Genomic DNA, 14,374 nt, shown 5'->3' with positions numbered 1-14,374 from the left:
CAGAGACGACGCGAAACGGCGAGCCTGCACCTAAGGTTGGTCTGTTTTCTGAATCAAAGCTTGAAGTTGCTTATCCAGGAAAACCCACCTTCCAAAAGTCTATGATCAGGCAAACCTGACAATTATAGCGACACCCGAATTCCCATTTTACCTGGCAAAAAAACAGCAGCCCTAGAACAGGGTCTGCTGCACGACTTCCATATTTTTCAAAAAACTGCGGCGATGCATCGGTGTCGGTCCCAAAGCTGCCAGCTGCTCACGGTGCAGTTTGGTTGCATAGCCCTTATGGATCGCGATGCCGTACTCGGGATACTTCGCCTCCCATTCTCCTTCACACAGCCGGTCCCGGCTAACCTTGGCCACGATCGAAGCCGCGGCAATCGATTGGCTGTTTGCGTCCCCCTTGATGATCGCCAGCTGTGGAACGGGCACGTCCACATGCTCCGCATCCACCAGCAAAAAATCCGCGGCGATCGTCAGGCCAAGCACCGCCTTTTTCATCGCCAGGCGGGCCGCCTGCTTAATATTGATTTCATCGATCGTTCGGGCATCCACGTACCCGACGCTGACGGCAAGCGCCTGCTCCATAATCACGTCGTACAGAAGGTCCCGTTTTTTGGCGCTCAATTTTTTCGAATCGTCGACGCCCTCCAGAACGAGTCCTTCCGGCAGGATCACGGCCGCCGCCACCACGTCGCCAAATAAACAGCCTCTGCCAACCTCGTCCACACCCGCTATGTACCGGTAATCTCTTTCTATGTATTCGCGTTCATATTTTAGCAGGTCCCTCGGGGACTGCTCGATCTCTTCCGTATCCATGCTGTCTTTCCTCCTCCGTGCTGCAAGAGCCAAGGGGTATTCCCGCAAATTCCCCTGGCAAGTCTATCAAACTCGCAATCTATCCTTTTTATTGTACTATGTTCGGGCAGCGGATTCCAACGAAAAACGACATCTGGCACGCTTCCAAAAATCGGGGTGTGGACTGCTGGGTCCAGAAGATGCGCCGAGCCGATATGTCCGAAAGCATTAGCTGGTGAAAGACCTGGCCCCGCGAAGTTAGCCGTAAAATGTGCCGCAAAGAAAAAAATGTACTGTAAAGAGGCGAGTGTGCTTAAAAAGAAGAGTGTACTGCAAAGAGGAGGAATGTGCTGAAAAAAGAAGTCTACTGCTAAGAGAAAAATGTGCTGTAGTGAGAAATGAACTGCAATGGGAAGAATGTACTTCAAAGAGTGAACATGGATGTTGATATATCAAACGTTTGAATACGGGTTATACGTGGTTTTTGGCAATCCCGAAGTCCACCGTGAACTGACTAAACTCTTTGACATGCGTTACGCAACCAATGAAGAATGATGGTGCCAAGGGCTATGAGGGGTAGCCACAGCCAACACATCCTATGTAAGAACTTCTACCTTACACAAGCTTTTTGACACCACCGTAATCAATCATATTTTCGTACATTTCCAAATGCGGTTATTCAGCTGCTTGAGAAGGCGGTACAACTTTAAACACCCGCGTACCACGATCCCCACACAAAAAAATAGCTGCATCAATGCAGCTATCGTCACCGTGCCCGCAAGCACCAACAAGTATTTTACACCGGCTCGCTGAGCAGCGATAAAAACTGCCTCGTCCGCTCCTGCGCCGGATGGTTTAGCACCTCATTCGGACTGCCCTGCTCCATGATGATTCCTTCGTCCATAAACACGATCCGGTCCGCCACCTGGCTCGCAAATTTCATCTCATGGGTTACGATGGCCATCGTCATGCCTTCTACAGCCAGCTCTTTGATGACCTTCAGCACTTCACCGACCAGCTCCGGGTCCAGGGCGGACGTCGGTTCATCGAATAAAAGCAGCTCCGGACCGATGCCCATTGCCCGGGCAATACCGACCCGCTGCTGCTGTCCGCCGGACAGCTGGTGCGGATAGGAGTCCGCTTTGCCGGCAAGTCCTACCTTGCCGAGAAGCTCCATCGATCTCTCCTTAGCCTCCGCTCGGCTCTTTTTCTGCACGATGACCTGCGCTTCCATCACGTTCTGCAAAGCCGTCATATGGGGAAACAGATTATACGATTGAAAAACCATACCGGTTTTCCTCCGGAAAGCCAGGATGTCTCCCCTTCCCGGCTTGTTTCCTTCCCTGAACGACAAGGCGGAGTCTCCGATCCGCAGAATTCCTTCCGTTGGGATTTCCAGCAGGTTGATGCACCGGAGCAGCGTCGTTTTTCCGGAACCAGAGGGCCCGATGATGACCGTCACTTGTCCTTTTTCGATCGACAGGTCGATTCCTTTGAGCACTTCATTGCTGCCAAAGCTTAATCTCAGGTCGTTGATTTCAATCATGATGCATCCCTCGTTTCGCTATCTTGCGGCATAACGGTCAAACCGGTGTTCGAGCTGATGCTGGAGCGCCGACAGTACGGTGCTGAAGATCAGGTAGATCAAGGCTACCTCGCAGTACAGCAGCAAAGGCTCATACACGACCGCCGTAATTTGCTGCCCCTTTTGGAACAGCTCTGTGAGTGTCACCGTCGCTGCCAGCGACGTATCCTTCAGCAGGCTGATAAAAGAGTTGGCCAGCGGAGGCAGCGATACCCTTGCCGCCTGCGGCAGAACAATCCGGCGCAGCGCCTGGGAACGGGTCATCCCGACCGAATACGCCGCCTCCCACTGCCCCTTGGCGATGGACTGGATCGCGGCGCGCATAATTTCGGAACCATAGGCTCCGACACTGATCGAGAACCCGATCACCGCGGCGGTGAATGCGTCGATGACAACGCCGACGCTCGGAAGCCCGTAGAAAATGATAAACAACTGGACAAGCAGCGGAGTCCCCCGGATGATCCATACATAAAACCAGGCGACCCGCTGGAGAATGCTCCAGTGCGACAATCGGGCCAGCGCAGTAAGGAACGCCAGTACGAAACCGAGAATGAAGGAAATGATCGTCAGGGGAATCGTGAACTTGATCCCCGCCATAAGCAGCGGCACAAAGGAGTCGATAAAAATATCGGTGAGATGGGCGGTTCTGTCATTCATCGGTTAACCCCCTTTTACCGCTTATTTCGATACATCCGTACCAAAGTATTTTTTGGAGATGGCAAGGTACGTTCCATCCTTCTTCATGTCGGCCAGCGCCTGGTTAATGGCGTCCCGCAGCTCGTTGTTGTTTTTGTTCATCAGTACGGCGCTGGTGCTGCCCGTATCGGTTTCGTCCACCACCTTGATCGGAGCGTCGGGACGTCTTGTTTTGAAGTCGAGATAGGACAGTTTGTCGTTCACCGTAGCATCGATGCGCCCGGACAGCAGCAAGTCGATCGCTTGGTTGAATCCGTCGACCTGCACGATCGTGGCACCGTTGTCTTTAGCTATTTGATTCAGATTGCTCGTCAGCGACTGCCCTGCTTTTTTGCCTTTGAGGTCGGCGAGCTTTTTGATGTCCTGATTATTGTCCTTCACAATCAATACCGCCTTGGAGGCGATGTAAGGGTCCGAAAAGTCGTATTTAGCCTTTCGCTCCGCATTAATGGATACTTCGTTCATCACCACGTCGAAACGCTTGGCGTCCAAGCCGGCGATCATGCCGTCCCATTTCGTTTCGATAAACTCCGGCTTAACGCCGAGCCTTTTGGCAATCTCCCGGCCCAGGTCAACGTCAAAACCGGTCAGCGTTCCTTTCTCATCATGATAGGTAAAAGGTGCATACGTTCCTTCCGTGCCGATGCGCAGCTTGCCGCTTTGCTTGATCGTCTCAAGCAGGTTTTTCCCCGTCTGGGCGCCCCCGGTTTGCCCTTCCTGCGGCTTCGTTCCCGTATTTCCACCGCACGCTGTCGTCACGGCCAGCATCAACGTCATCACGATTGCCCAAAACATCCGCCAGCTTCTCACATTTTTCCTCCTCTAACCGTTTTCACCTATTTTGCCACGATGCTGTATTTTCATGCGCGGCCGCCCGTACTTACGCATGATCCCGAAAAAAAAGCCCATGACCCCAGGTCATGAGCTTTCCTCTTCTCTATTCTAAGTCTATTTTCTGCTGCAACACTATTTCGATATGTCGATGAATCCTTCCCCAAACACGTCCCGAACGTCATGAATCGTAATAAACGCCTGCTTGTCCGCAACCTTGACGATCCTTTTCAGGACAGGCACCTCCTGCTTGCTGATGACGATGTACAGCACTTCCTTGGCCGACTTGCTGTAATAGCCGTACCCTTTAAACACGGTGACTCCCCGGTCCATAACCCGGTTAACCTTCTCGGCGATCTCCGCATGCTGCTCCGATACGATCATCACCGCCTTTTTCGGGTTCAGGCCCTCGATGATGAATTCCATCACCTTCGTGCCGACGAACAGCATAATGATCGTCAGCATCAGGCTTTCCGCGCCAATGATAAAGTAGGAGGAGAACGCGACGATCAGATCAAAGAACAGCAGGGCGTAACTGATGTTCCAGTCCCAGTATTTATGGGCAATCCGCGCCAAAATGACCGTACCGGCGGTGGTGCCTCCGGCCCTCACGATCAGCCCGATGCCGACACCGGCCAATACACCGCCAAAAATTGCATTGACGATCGGTTCGTTCGATGTTAGTGTCCAATTTTCGGTCAAATGGAGGAACAAAGAGTTAAACACGACAGCAATGATGGTGTACACCGTCGTCATTTTGTCCAAAAACTTATAACCCACGATCAGCAGTACGGCGTTCAAAATCAGGTTGACCAATCCCGGCGACCATGCAAACAGGTAGTACAGGATGATCGTAATCCCCGTCACACCGCCTTCGCCAAGGTCGTGGGGAATGACAAACAGATTGATATCGAGCGCAAAAATAAACGCCCCCGCGATGATCGTCATGATTTCCATCATTCTTTTTTTCATATGACGGCCTTCCTCTCCCATAAATCAACACGCAAAAAAAGCCCAGTACCTATAACGGAACTGGGCTTGTTCGTTCACTATGATACTGTACATCTCGCTTTGATACACGCTGGACACTTGAATCGTATCCGGCGTTCTTTTCCGATTAGTAAGGGGCTTCCATCGAGAACCGGCCCATTTTGCCGGCGCGCAGCTCCCGCAGCAGCGTCTTCGACGCTTTCTCAAGATCCACCCGTCCGCCGCTCATCAAGCAGCCGCGCTTACGCCCCACCGCTTCCATGATGGAGACGATTTCGTCGCTCTCGTCCGGGTTGTGCGGCATGTCCGCATCGATCTCGAAGCGCTCCCGGAAGGCGTCCCAGTAATACTGGACCAGGTATTTGACCGCAAAAAAGGCGACATCCTCTACGTTCAGGATCTCTTCCTTGATCGCGCCGGTTACCGCGAGGCGGTAGCCAACGTTCTCGTCCTCAAATTTGGGCCACAAAATCCCCGGAGTATCCAGAAGCTCGATTTCTCCGCCTACCTTAATCCACTGCTGGCCTTTCGTCACGCCCGGCCGGTCCCCCGTTGCGGCAATGCTGCGCCCGGCGAGCCGGTTGATCAGCGTCGACTTGCCTACGTTCGGGATGCCGACGATCAGCGCACGGATCGCCCGCGGGTTCATCCCCTTGGCGATTTGGCGATCGATCTTCTCCTTCAGGAGCAGCTTCAGCTGTCCAGGAATCTCTTTCACGCCCGTGCCTGTAGCCGCATCGACCGGAAATGCCGTATGGCCTTCCTCTTTAAAATAATCCTGCCACTGCTTCGTTACCGAAGGGTCTGCCAAATCCGCCTTGTTCATAATGATCAGCCGGGGCTTCCCCTGCAAAATCTCGTCAATCATCGGATTTCGGCTGGACAGCGGAAGACGCGAATCGATCAGCTCGATCACGACGTCAATCAGCTTTAACTTATCCTGTATTTGGCGGCGCGCTTTGGTCATATGACCAGGAAACCATTGAATCGTCACCGTCATCACCTCATTCTCTTGTCCGCAAACAGCCTCATTCCACGTTCATTAATGGTTGATCAAATGGATGTCCTTCACCGGCCAGAAGATGAGGTCAGCCCGTCCGACGATATCCCCGAGCGGCACATAACCGATCATCCGGCTGTCCGTACTGTCGGACCTGTTATCCCCCATCACGAACACATGACCTTCGGGAACCTTGCCATCCGGAAACGCGCTGTTTGGAAAATCTTTGTCATTATACATCTGGCCCGCTTTATGGCTTGCATCGATGGCACCCTGTATGTAGGTTTCATTGACTTTTTTGCCGTTCACGGTCACCGTGTCGCCTTCCACCTTGACGGTATCGCCTGCGACGGCAATCACGCGTTTGATAAAATCCTTGCCTTCGGAAGGAACATGGAACACGATAACCTCTCCACGATGCGGAGCCCGGATGTCGTACAATATTTCATTGACGATCAACCGCTCGCCTGTATGAAAGTTTGGCTGCATGGAGGGGCCGTCCACAATAAACGGTTTGAAGAGAAGCCAGCGGATCAGTGCCACCAAAATCAGGGCAATGATGATCGCTTTCAGCCATTCTACGACTTCATTTTTCCCTTTTTTAGGTGGTTTATGATCTTCTTCCTTCAGTTCCACCGCATCGCTCTGAATGTCCTGCTGCATATATCCACCGCCCTCTCCTAGTTTTGCCGAAAAGAAAAGCTCCCATTACGGAGCCGTGTATGCTTTCTTTGGACCAGCGAAGCGAAAAGGCATTCGTGATCGCCAGAAAAATCTCCGCTTCTCGCGGTCTGTCAACTTGGTTCGTTCATCTATTGACGCCTTTTTTATCCTAAAACGAAAAGGGCTTGAAATCAAGCCCTTTAGCGTTGTTCGCTGATTAACGGCGAATCTCTTTAATTCTTGCTGCTTTACCGCGCAGTTCACGAAGATAGTACAGTTTGGCGCGACGTACTTTACCGTAACGAGCCACTTCGATCTTCTCGATTTTTGGCGAGTTGATTGGGAAAGTTCTTTCTACCCCAACACCGTAAGAGATTTTACGCACTGTAAAAGTCTCAGCGATGCCGCCTCCGCGACGCTTAATCACAACACCTTCGAACAACTGGATACGCTCGCGGGATCCCTCGATAACCTTAACGTGCACTTTCAAAGTGTCGCCAGGACGAAAGCTAGGGATGTCGGTGCGAAGCTGTTCTTTGGTAATCTCTTGTAGGATGTTCATTTAGGACTCCTCCTTCCGTACAGGTGTTCTTGCCTCTTCCGGAAAACCCTCTGTTTTCCTTCATCATCCGCAGCGGACCACCGTATTCCACACAACAGCATTTATTGTAGCATATTTGTTTCATCCTTTGCAACTATAAATCTTCCAGTTGTTGCGCTGCCCCTCGGTTGTAAAAATAGCAAAGTCTCGCTCTCCAAAAAACAGATAATTCACACCGAAAAAAATAGGCTGACCCAATTGTAAGAATAACGTCTATCGACGTACCTTCAAAGAAGACAGACCGCGTTTAAAAGGAAGTTTTTCTTGCGATTATAGAATGGTTCAGCTTCGCTGAAATTTATTAATTCTATAATCTTAAAAAACTTCTTGCCAAAATCGGAATTGACGTTAAAATAAATTTATCATTAAAATAATTTTAACGTTAATAAAAATTGAATGGGGATGTCCTTTCATGAGCGAAACCGTATTACTTCAGCAGAATCAAGGTATGCGCAGGCTGGCGAAACACAAGTTGTATCTAATGATGATCACCGCCAAAATCATTTCGCGGTTCGGGGATTCCGTGGATTCCATCGCCTACAGCTGGATGGTCTACCTGCTTACCGGCTCCGAGCTGCTAATGGGAACACTGTACGCCATCAACTTCGTTCCAGGCATTGCTTTCAGTATGTTTACAGGCGTCCTGGTTGACCGCTGGTCCAAGAAAAAGGTCGTGATCGTGACGAATGCCGGCCGGGGCATCACCGTAACCGTGACGGCGCTGCTCTTTTTCATAGGAGACTTGCAGCCGTGGCACCTGTTTATTTTTACGTTCATCAACTCTACGCTCGAATGCTTCTCAACGCCGGCGGAAATGTCCCTCGTTCCCCGCATTTTGCCCAAGGAGCTGCTGCTCAGCGGCAATTCGCTGACGTCGTCTGCCTCCCGCACCGCAGAGCTTGCCGGTCTGGCCGCAGCCGGCGGCCTGATCGCCCTTCTCGGCATTTCTGGAGCGATGCTGATCGACGCCTTGTCATTTCTACTGGCCGCCCTGTTGTACGTCTGGATCCGCATCGACCGGGATCGTGGGCAGGAAAACGACGACGACACGGATCTGATACAGGCAGAGGAAAGCCCGTCCTACTGGAGCCAGTTTAAAACCGGCCTGAAGTTCGTTAAAGGCCACAAGCTGATGATGATGACCATGCTTTCGGCCGCATTCGTGAATCTGTGCCTCACGCCCAAAAACGTGCTTGAGCCCGTTTATGTCAAACAAATACTCCACTCGGGCCCATACGGCCTCAGTTTGATCGGCATCGCCCTGATTACCGGCATGATTATCAGCGGCCTATGGATCAGCCAGAAGGGCTCAGCTTACCGCAAAAGCAGTCTGATTGTGTTCGGATTTTTGCTGCTCGGGGTTACGTACAGCCTTCTCTACGTCCCCGCCCTTCTAAGGGAATATCCTCTCCATGCCGCGGCTGCCTTTTGCTTTGGCATGGGGCTCGCCATTTCGTTTATCAACACGCCGGTATCCACCTATATGATGGAAGTCACCCCCAAAGCGATGCTTGGCCGGGTCGGGGCGCTGTCAAGCACGATCTGCACCTGCGCCATTCCCGTCGGAAGCCTGCTGGCCGGTTGGGCCGGAGCATTCGTCGGGGTCCACGTGCTGTACCTCGTTTTTGGACTGCTGATGCTGATACCGGGGGTCTATCTGTGGAGCCAGAAAGGATTTATGAAAATCTAGAACGATGGAAACATTTTGTGCTCGGAAGCCATCTCGGCTTATAATGGGGATAAACAATCCGGAAAACAAGATACGGGAAATGTAGAGGTGCACAACATTGGAGACCAAAGAACTGAGCACGATCGAGGAGATCCGGATTTATTCCGATCCATACCGTTTGAAAATATTAAGCTGCTTTCAGAAGGCCGACCAGCCAATGACGATCAAAGATATCGCTGACAAACTCGGGGAAGTTCCGGCCAAGGTCTACTATCACGCCAAAAAGCTGGAGAGCATCGGGTTAATTGTCCTCGTGCACACCAAGCAAATCAACGGAATCACGGCCAAATATTATCAAGCCTTCAAAGGATCCGTACGGATTAAGCGCAGCAAGGACATTGATGAGGCGGCCCAAAAAATCTTCCGTTCCGAAACGCAAAAGCTGCTGGAGGATTTGTATGAGGAGAGCAAGCGTAAGTTTCTGAAGGCTCAGAACCAGGAGGAGCCTGCCGGGAACCTGTCCCATTCCGAGGTCTATTTGACGGAAGAGGAAGCCAAAGCGTTTTTTGAGCAATTGACAGAGTTTGTAGAAAAGCACACCGAGCGCCAGCACCCGGATCAGAAGCTGTACGACGTATTTACCACGATTGCCAAACTGGACGAATAGCCGCCCATACGCCGCAGCCACAGCCAGCCCCCGGCCATTTGCCGGGGGCTGGTTGTCTCTGAGCTGCGAAAATGGGAGTTACCGCTTCTTCACTGCTCTGACCATCCGCTTTGTGACTACAGGAGCTGCCTTGCGGCATGCTCATCCTCCTGGGCCACGTACAAGTCGTACTGTGTCATTCCCCGGCCCGTAAAGGTGTCCCGGCCGGTCGGCTGGCTCACGATGCGCGAGCGGTGGCGGATCCCTCCGCTCAGCAGTCTGGACTTGGCCCTTGCATAGCTGTCTGCGTCGAAAGATGTGAAGATCAGGATCCGCTCTTTTGGAAAAAAGAACCTCCAAATTGCTTTTGCCGGATTCATGCACCATCCTCCTTCTGGGAGCTACATCAGTGCTTTTTTGCCGATATTATATCCTTTCCACGTCCGAAAACCAAGTTTGGCATAAAAATCCACATATTCCGTCCAATCGATCACCAGGTGCTTCACACCTCTGGCCGTCAGCTCCGCGACCCCGTCCTGAACGATCGCCAGCCCGTAGCCTTTCCCGCGGAACCGGTCGTCCACGCCGAGCGGCCCGATGCCGCCAAGCGGTTCACTGAACAGCGGCGCCCAATACGTATTCTGGGCAATCAGCGGGGACTCGCCGTCGTTCACGCGGCAAAAGCCGATCATTTCGTCCCCCAGGAACAGGCCGACGAATTCCCGTCCCTGCCCTCCCCGTTCCCAGTAGCACTGCGCCTCGTAATACCAGCGTCCCGGAAAGCACCGCTTGAAGAAACGGAGCATCTCTTCACGGTCTCCAGGGACAAGCAGGCGGGCGAAGGCGCCATCCCGATACTCGGGCCGCTCTAGGCCATCGTCCGAGGTTTCGTTCACCAGGTCGAACACCTCGTACAGGTATTCGTACCCACGGCGCGCGAACCACGACCTAACCTCCGGCAGTGCGAGCGGCACCCCGGGAAAATAGTGCCACGGGTCACGCCCGATGCTGGCCGATACCGCTCCGGCTTCGCGCAATGCGTTCTCGGCATGACGGAGCAGCCCTGACCCTATGCCCTGACCCTGAGCATCGCGGCGGACGACGATGGCCTGAATCCATCCGCCGCCGTCACCCAGCTGCATCTCGCGCGCCGGCTCCTGCCACTTCTTGGCGATCACGAACCCAAGCAGACGGCCCTCCCCGTTAACGGCCAGCCCGGAAGCGGGGCCATACACGTTCACATCTTCAAAAGTATTTTGCTTCATCAGTTCCCTGCGCATCGGAAAATGGCCGCCCAGTTCCCCGTTCCAAAGGTCACACATCGCATCAAGCCATTCGGCATCCATCGGAATGATCTTCAAATTAACTCCTCCTTCTACAGTTGATCGTACGTGCAAACGAATTCTGCAAAAAAATCTTGTCCATCGGGATATTTCATGTCAGCTCGACCCGTCTTTAGCTGCTGCTCTTCAAGCGGGATTAGGATTGCAGCAAAAAGACTCATACGTCCCGTTATAAAATATTATTACATAACAATTATATTTATTGTGTTATAAAATTTCAATGGAGAATAATTAGGTTTCACAGTCCGTAGTGATGTGGAATTACCATGGAATTCATCAGCATACGGTTCAATCCAGGCTATTCCTTATTGAAGGCTAATATAAAAATCGCCGGATCCGAGCTGACAGCTCTCGATCCGGCGATTTCATTCATTATAATCCTTTTCAGGACTCCTTATTCAGGAGGTCGTTACACTCTTTTCAGGAAATCGACGATGGTCAGCAGGCCAAGATCGAAGTTTTCCAGGTTAAAGTGCTCGTTAGGCGCATGCAGGTTTTCGTCGGGAAGGCCAAAGCCCATGCATACGACCGGAGCGGCCAGTACACGGGAGAACGTCTCCACGATCGGAATGGAGCCCCCGTCTCTCGTAAATACGGGACGCGTGCCGTATACTTCCTCGTAGGCTTCCGCCGCCTTTTGCAGAATCGGCGTGGACGGATCGATCGTAAATGCATTGCCCTTCTCGAACTGGATGACGGTTGCTTTGGCGCCCGTCGGTACGTGGCTGTAGATATGCTTTTCGATTTTGTTCAAGATGTCCTGCGGATCCTGATGTCCCACCAGACGGCATGTAATCTTCGCATGGGCTTCCTTCGGGATGACCGTTTTGCTGCCTTCGCCCTGGAATCCGCCATAGACGCCGTTCAGCTCAAGGGTCGGGCGCGCGCCCGTTCTTTCGGCGAACGTGTATCCCTCTTCCCCATACAGCTCGTCAAGGCCAAGGTCGCGCTTCAGCTTGTTCTCGTCTCCGGACTGCTTCGCAAACTCGGCATGATCCGCCTCCGTAAGCTCCGGAACGCCTTCGTAGAAGCCTTCCACAGTCACGCGGCCCTTGGCATCATGCAGGGAATCGAGCAGGCTGACCATCGCATGCAGCGCATTCGGCACGCCGCCGCCGTAGCTGCCGGAGTGCAGATCTGTATTGGCCGTATGGACATGAACTTCCAGTGAGCACAGACCGCGAAGACCGGTGCAGATCGCCGGCTTTCCTTTTTCCAGCAGGGACGTGTCCGAGATCAGAACCGCATCGGCCTTCAGCAGCTCCTGCTGTGCCTCCAGGAACTTCGGAAGGTTCGGGCTTCCGACTTCCTCCTCGCCCTCTACGCAAAACTTGATGTTGACCGGAAGCTGCTTCTCCTGCTGAAGAATCGCTTCCACCGCTTTAATATGTAAAAAGATCTGCCCCTTATCGTCCGTTGCCCCTCTGGCGTACAGCTTGCCGTCGCGTTCGGCCGGCTCGAATGGCGGGGTATCCCACAAGTTCAGCGGGTCTACCGGCTGCACGTCATAGTGCCCATAGACGAGAACCGTCGGCTGTCCCGGTGCATGCAGATGGTCCGCGTAGACGATCGGGTGGCCGTTTGTTTCGTGGATTTTCACGTTTTCAAGGCCGGCCTTTTTGAGTGTCTCCGCCAGCCATTCTGCCGCCCGCTTAACGTCCGGCTTATGCTCGGACAATGCGGAAATGCTCGGAATGGACAACCATTCCTTCAGTTCGTTCAGATGCTGATCGCGATGGGTTTGAAAATAAGCTTTATAATCCATAATATCCTCCTGTCATATTCATATTTACTGGAATGCTCGCGTCTTGATCCTCATATTTCAGACAACCTTATATCCAGACTAACGCATCTGACGCTAAAAAACCACTCCCTTGCAGAACCCAGGGGCCGTGGTTTTACAGCTCGGTTATTCAAGTCCGCCATCGGTATCTTTCAGCCTGCGGAGCTTTTCCAATGTCTTGCGGTCCCTGTCAGTCAGCTCCACCTCATCCAGCAGGTCCGGCCGCCGCTCCAGCGTCCGCTTCAGCGCCTGCTCCCGGCGCCAAGCCTCGATGTTCGCGTGGTGGCCGCTTAGCAGCATGTCCGGCACTTTCCAGCCCCGGAACTCCACCGGGCGGGTATAGTGCGGGTATTCTAGCAGCCCGGTGCTGAAGGAATCCGTCACGGCCGACGTTTCGTTGCCCAGCACGCCGGGCAGCAGCCGGGAGACCGCATCGATCACGACCGCCGCCGGAAGCTCGCCTCCGGTCAAGACGTAGTCGCCGATCGACAGCTCATCGGTGATGAGGTGCTCGCGAATCCGCTCGTCGTATCCCTCATAATGACCGCAAATGAAGATTAAATGCTCTTCCTTCGCGAATTCCTCCGCTTTTTTCTGGGAAAAGGTTTCCCCCTGCGGGCACATCAGGATGACTCTTGGCTTGGCCTGATGTCCCGCTTTCTCCAGCAGATCCTCGATAGCCGCAAAGATCGGCTCCGGCTTCAGAACCATCCCCCCGCCTCCGCCATAAGGCGTATCGTCAACCGTACCGTGCTTATTCCCGGAGTAATCCCGGAAATTGACGGTATGAAGCGAAATGATTCCTTTCTCCTGGGCCTTCCCGAGAATGCTTGTCCGGAAAACCCCATCCAGCATTTCCGGGAACAGGGTCAGCACATCCACTCTCATTAGTCCAGCAGTCCTTCCATAATATGAACGAGTATTTTTTGGTTCGGAATGTCTACGTCAAGGACGACATCATCGATGACAGGGATGAGGACACTCTTGCCGCCCTTTGGCTGGACCACCCATACGTCGTTCGCGCCTGGCGTCAAAATTTCCGTCACAACCCCAAGCTCCTTGTCTTCGTCGGTCACGACGCTGCAGCCGATAATTTCGTGGAAGTAATATTCGTCTTCCGGCAGCTCCACGAGATGCTCCTTGCCGACTTTCAGCATGCTGCCCTTAAATTTCTCCACATCATTAATATTGTCGTAGCCGTCCAATTTGATGATGTACATATTTTTATGAAGGCGGGACGAATCGACGGTCACGTCGACCGGCTTGCCCCCGTCCTCCGGAACGATCATGAGCTCGCTCCCCTTGGCGAAACGGACCTCGGGAAAATCCGTGTACGACAACACTTTGATTTCTCCCTTGATGCCATGGGTGTTGACGATTTTGCCAACCTTATAAAGTGTTTCCGGCATGTTCTCCTCCTAGCTTCGTGGCGCCAGCGCTTCGGCGCGCTTGTATTGCACGGATCTATTATATAATCTTCAGCATGTACGAAAAAGGGCTAGGACATGCATCCTAACCCCCTTTCGTATATCTTTAAGATATGATATCCACGGTCACGCGTTTATCCATTTTGACTGCTGCAGAAGTCACGACTGTTCGAAGCGCCTTGGCGATCCGGCCCTGCTTGCCGATGACCTTCCCCACATCCTCGGGATGCACGGTTAGTTCATAGACAATCAGGTGATCCTTCTCCACCGTCTTCACAGCCACCTCTTCAGGATGATCCACCAAAGCCTTAGCAATAACACCAACTAATTCTTCCATAGATA

At 52.7% G+C, this 14,374-nt stretch carries 16 protein-coding genes; 2 read left to right on the top strand and 14 right to left on the bottom strand.

What is annotated here, in order from left to right; translation table 11 throughout:
* Window positions 1-171: 171 nt before the first annotated feature.
* The 8 genes from KI379_RS07415 to rplS all read right to left on the bottom strand — a co-directional run bounded on the left by KI379_RS07415 (window position 172) and on the right by rplS (window position 7,125).
* A complete protein-coding gene (locus KI379_RS07415) occupies window positions 172-852 on the bottom strand; it encodes a ribonuclease HII (protein ID WP_280518750.1) in 681 nt (226 codons plus the stop codon).
* Window positions 853-1,594: 742 nt separating this feature from the next.
* Entirely contained in the window at window positions 1,595-2,344 is a 750-nt protein-coding gene (locus tag KI379_RS07410; protein WP_212983203.1) for an amino acid ABC transporter ATP-binding protein, read from the bottom strand.
* Window positions 2,345-2,362: 18 nt separating this feature from the next.
* A complete protein-coding gene (locus KI379_RS07405) occupies window positions 2,363-3,040 on the bottom strand; it encodes an amino acid ABC transporter permease (protein ID WP_145134961.1) in 678 nt (225 codons plus the stop codon).
* 21 nt (window positions 3,041-3,061) lie between these two features.
* Complete coding sequence (locus KI379_RS07400; protein WP_163879111.1) at window positions 3,062-3,874, bottom strand: amino acid ABC transporter substrate-binding protein; 813 nt, start codon at window positions 3,872-3,874, stop codon at window positions 3,062-3,064.
* A gap of 171 nt (window positions 3,875-4,045) precedes the next feature.
* Window positions 4,046-4,882, bottom strand: coding sequence for a YitT family protein (locus KI379_RS07395; RefSeq protein ID WP_212983202.1), 837 nt, complete (start codon window positions 4,880-4,882; stop codon window positions 4,046-4,048).
* Between the two features lie 145 nt (window positions 4,883-5,027).
* The gene (ylqF, locus tag KI379_RS07390; protein ID WP_116231770.1) at window positions 5,028-5,894 is read right to left on the bottom strand and encodes a ribosome biogenesis GTPase YlqF; all 867 of its coding nucleotides are present in this window, start codon (window positions 5,892-5,894) and stop codon (window positions 5,028-5,030) included.
* 48 nt (window positions 5,895-5,942) lie between these two features.
* Window positions 5,943-6,563, bottom strand: coding sequence for a signal peptidase I (gene lepB / locus KI379_RS07385; protein WP_076168207.1), 621 nt, complete (start codon window positions 6,561-6,563; stop codon window positions 5,943-5,945).
* A 217-nt stretch (window positions 6,564-6,780) separates the two neighbouring features.
* A complete protein-coding gene (rplS, locus tag KI379_RS07380) occupies window positions 6,781-7,125 on the bottom strand; it encodes a 50S ribosomal protein L19 (protein ID WP_076168209.1) in 345 nt (114 codons plus the stop codon).
* Between the two features lie 451 nt (window positions 7,126-7,576).
* Between rplS and KI379_RS07375 the strand changes: the two genes are divergently transcribed.
* A complete protein-coding gene (locus KI379_RS07375; RefSeq protein ID WP_212983201.1) occupies window positions 7,577-8,854 on the top strand; it encodes an MFS transporter in 1,278 nt (425 codons plus the stop codon).
* Window positions 8,855-8,951: 97 nt separating this feature from the next.
* Window positions 8,952-9,500: a helix-turn-helix domain-containing protein gene (locus tag KI379_RS07370; RefSeq protein WP_145021968.1), complete on the top strand. Its 549-nt coding sequence runs from the start codon at window positions 8,952-8,954 to the stop codon at window positions 9,498-9,500.
* A gap of 116 nt (window positions 9,501-9,616) precedes the next feature.
* Here the strand turns inward: KI379_RS07370 and KI379_RS07365 are convergent, their stop codons facing one another.
* The 6 genes from KI379_RS07365 to KI379_RS07340 form a co-directional block, all read right to left on the bottom strand.
* Complete coding sequence (locus tag KI379_RS07365) at window positions 9,617-9,859, bottom strand: hypothetical protein (protein ID WP_076168215.1); 243 nt, start codon at window positions 9,857-9,859, stop codon at window positions 9,617-9,619.
* 21 nt (window positions 9,860-9,880) lie between these two features.
* Window positions 9,881-10,840, bottom strand: a complete 960-nt coding sequence (locus KI379_RS07360) for a GNAT family N-acetyltransferase (RefSeq protein WP_212983200.1) — start codon at window positions 10,838-10,840, stop codon at window positions 9,881-9,883.
* 391 nt (window positions 10,841-11,231) lie between these two features.
* Complete coding sequence (locus KI379_RS07355; RefSeq protein WP_089546530.1) at window positions 11,232-12,587, bottom strand: dipeptidase; 1,356 nt, start codon at window positions 12,585-12,587, stop codon at window positions 11,232-11,234.
* 144 nt (window positions 12,588-12,731) lie between these two features.
* The gene (trmD, locus tag KI379_RS07350; protein WP_212983199.1) at window positions 12,732-13,493 is read right to left on the bottom strand and encodes a tRNA (guanosine(37)-N1)-methyltransferase TrmD; all 762 of its coding nucleotides are present in this window, start codon (window positions 13,491-13,493) and stop codon (window positions 12,732-12,734) included.
* Window positions 13,493-14,014: a ribosome maturation factor RimM gene (gene rimM / locus KI379_RS07345; protein ID WP_145021978.1), complete on the bottom strand. Its 522-nt coding sequence runs from the start codon at window positions 14,012-14,014 to the stop codon at window positions 13,493-13,495. The genes trmD and rimM overlap by 1 nt, the downstream gene beginning before the upstream one ends.
* A 124-nt stretch (window positions 14,015-14,138) precedes the next feature.
* Window positions 14,139-14,369 carry a KH domain-containing protein gene (locus KI379_RS07340; RefSeq protein ID WP_076168224.1) on the bottom strand — a complete coding sequence of 77 codons (231 nt, stop codon included), beginning with the start codon at window positions 14,367-14,369 and terminating at the stop codon, window positions 14,139-14,141.
* Window positions 14,370-14,374 lie beyond the last annotated feature (5 nt).

It is taken from the genome of Paenibacillus cineris (assembly GCF_018333335.1).
In the GTDB taxonomy this organism is placed as follows: Bacteria; Bacillota; Bacilli; order Paenibacillales; family Paenibacillaceae; genus Paenibacillus_AQ; species Paenibacillus_AQ favisporus.
This window is presented reverse-complemented; position numbering and strand designations above follow the sequence as displayed.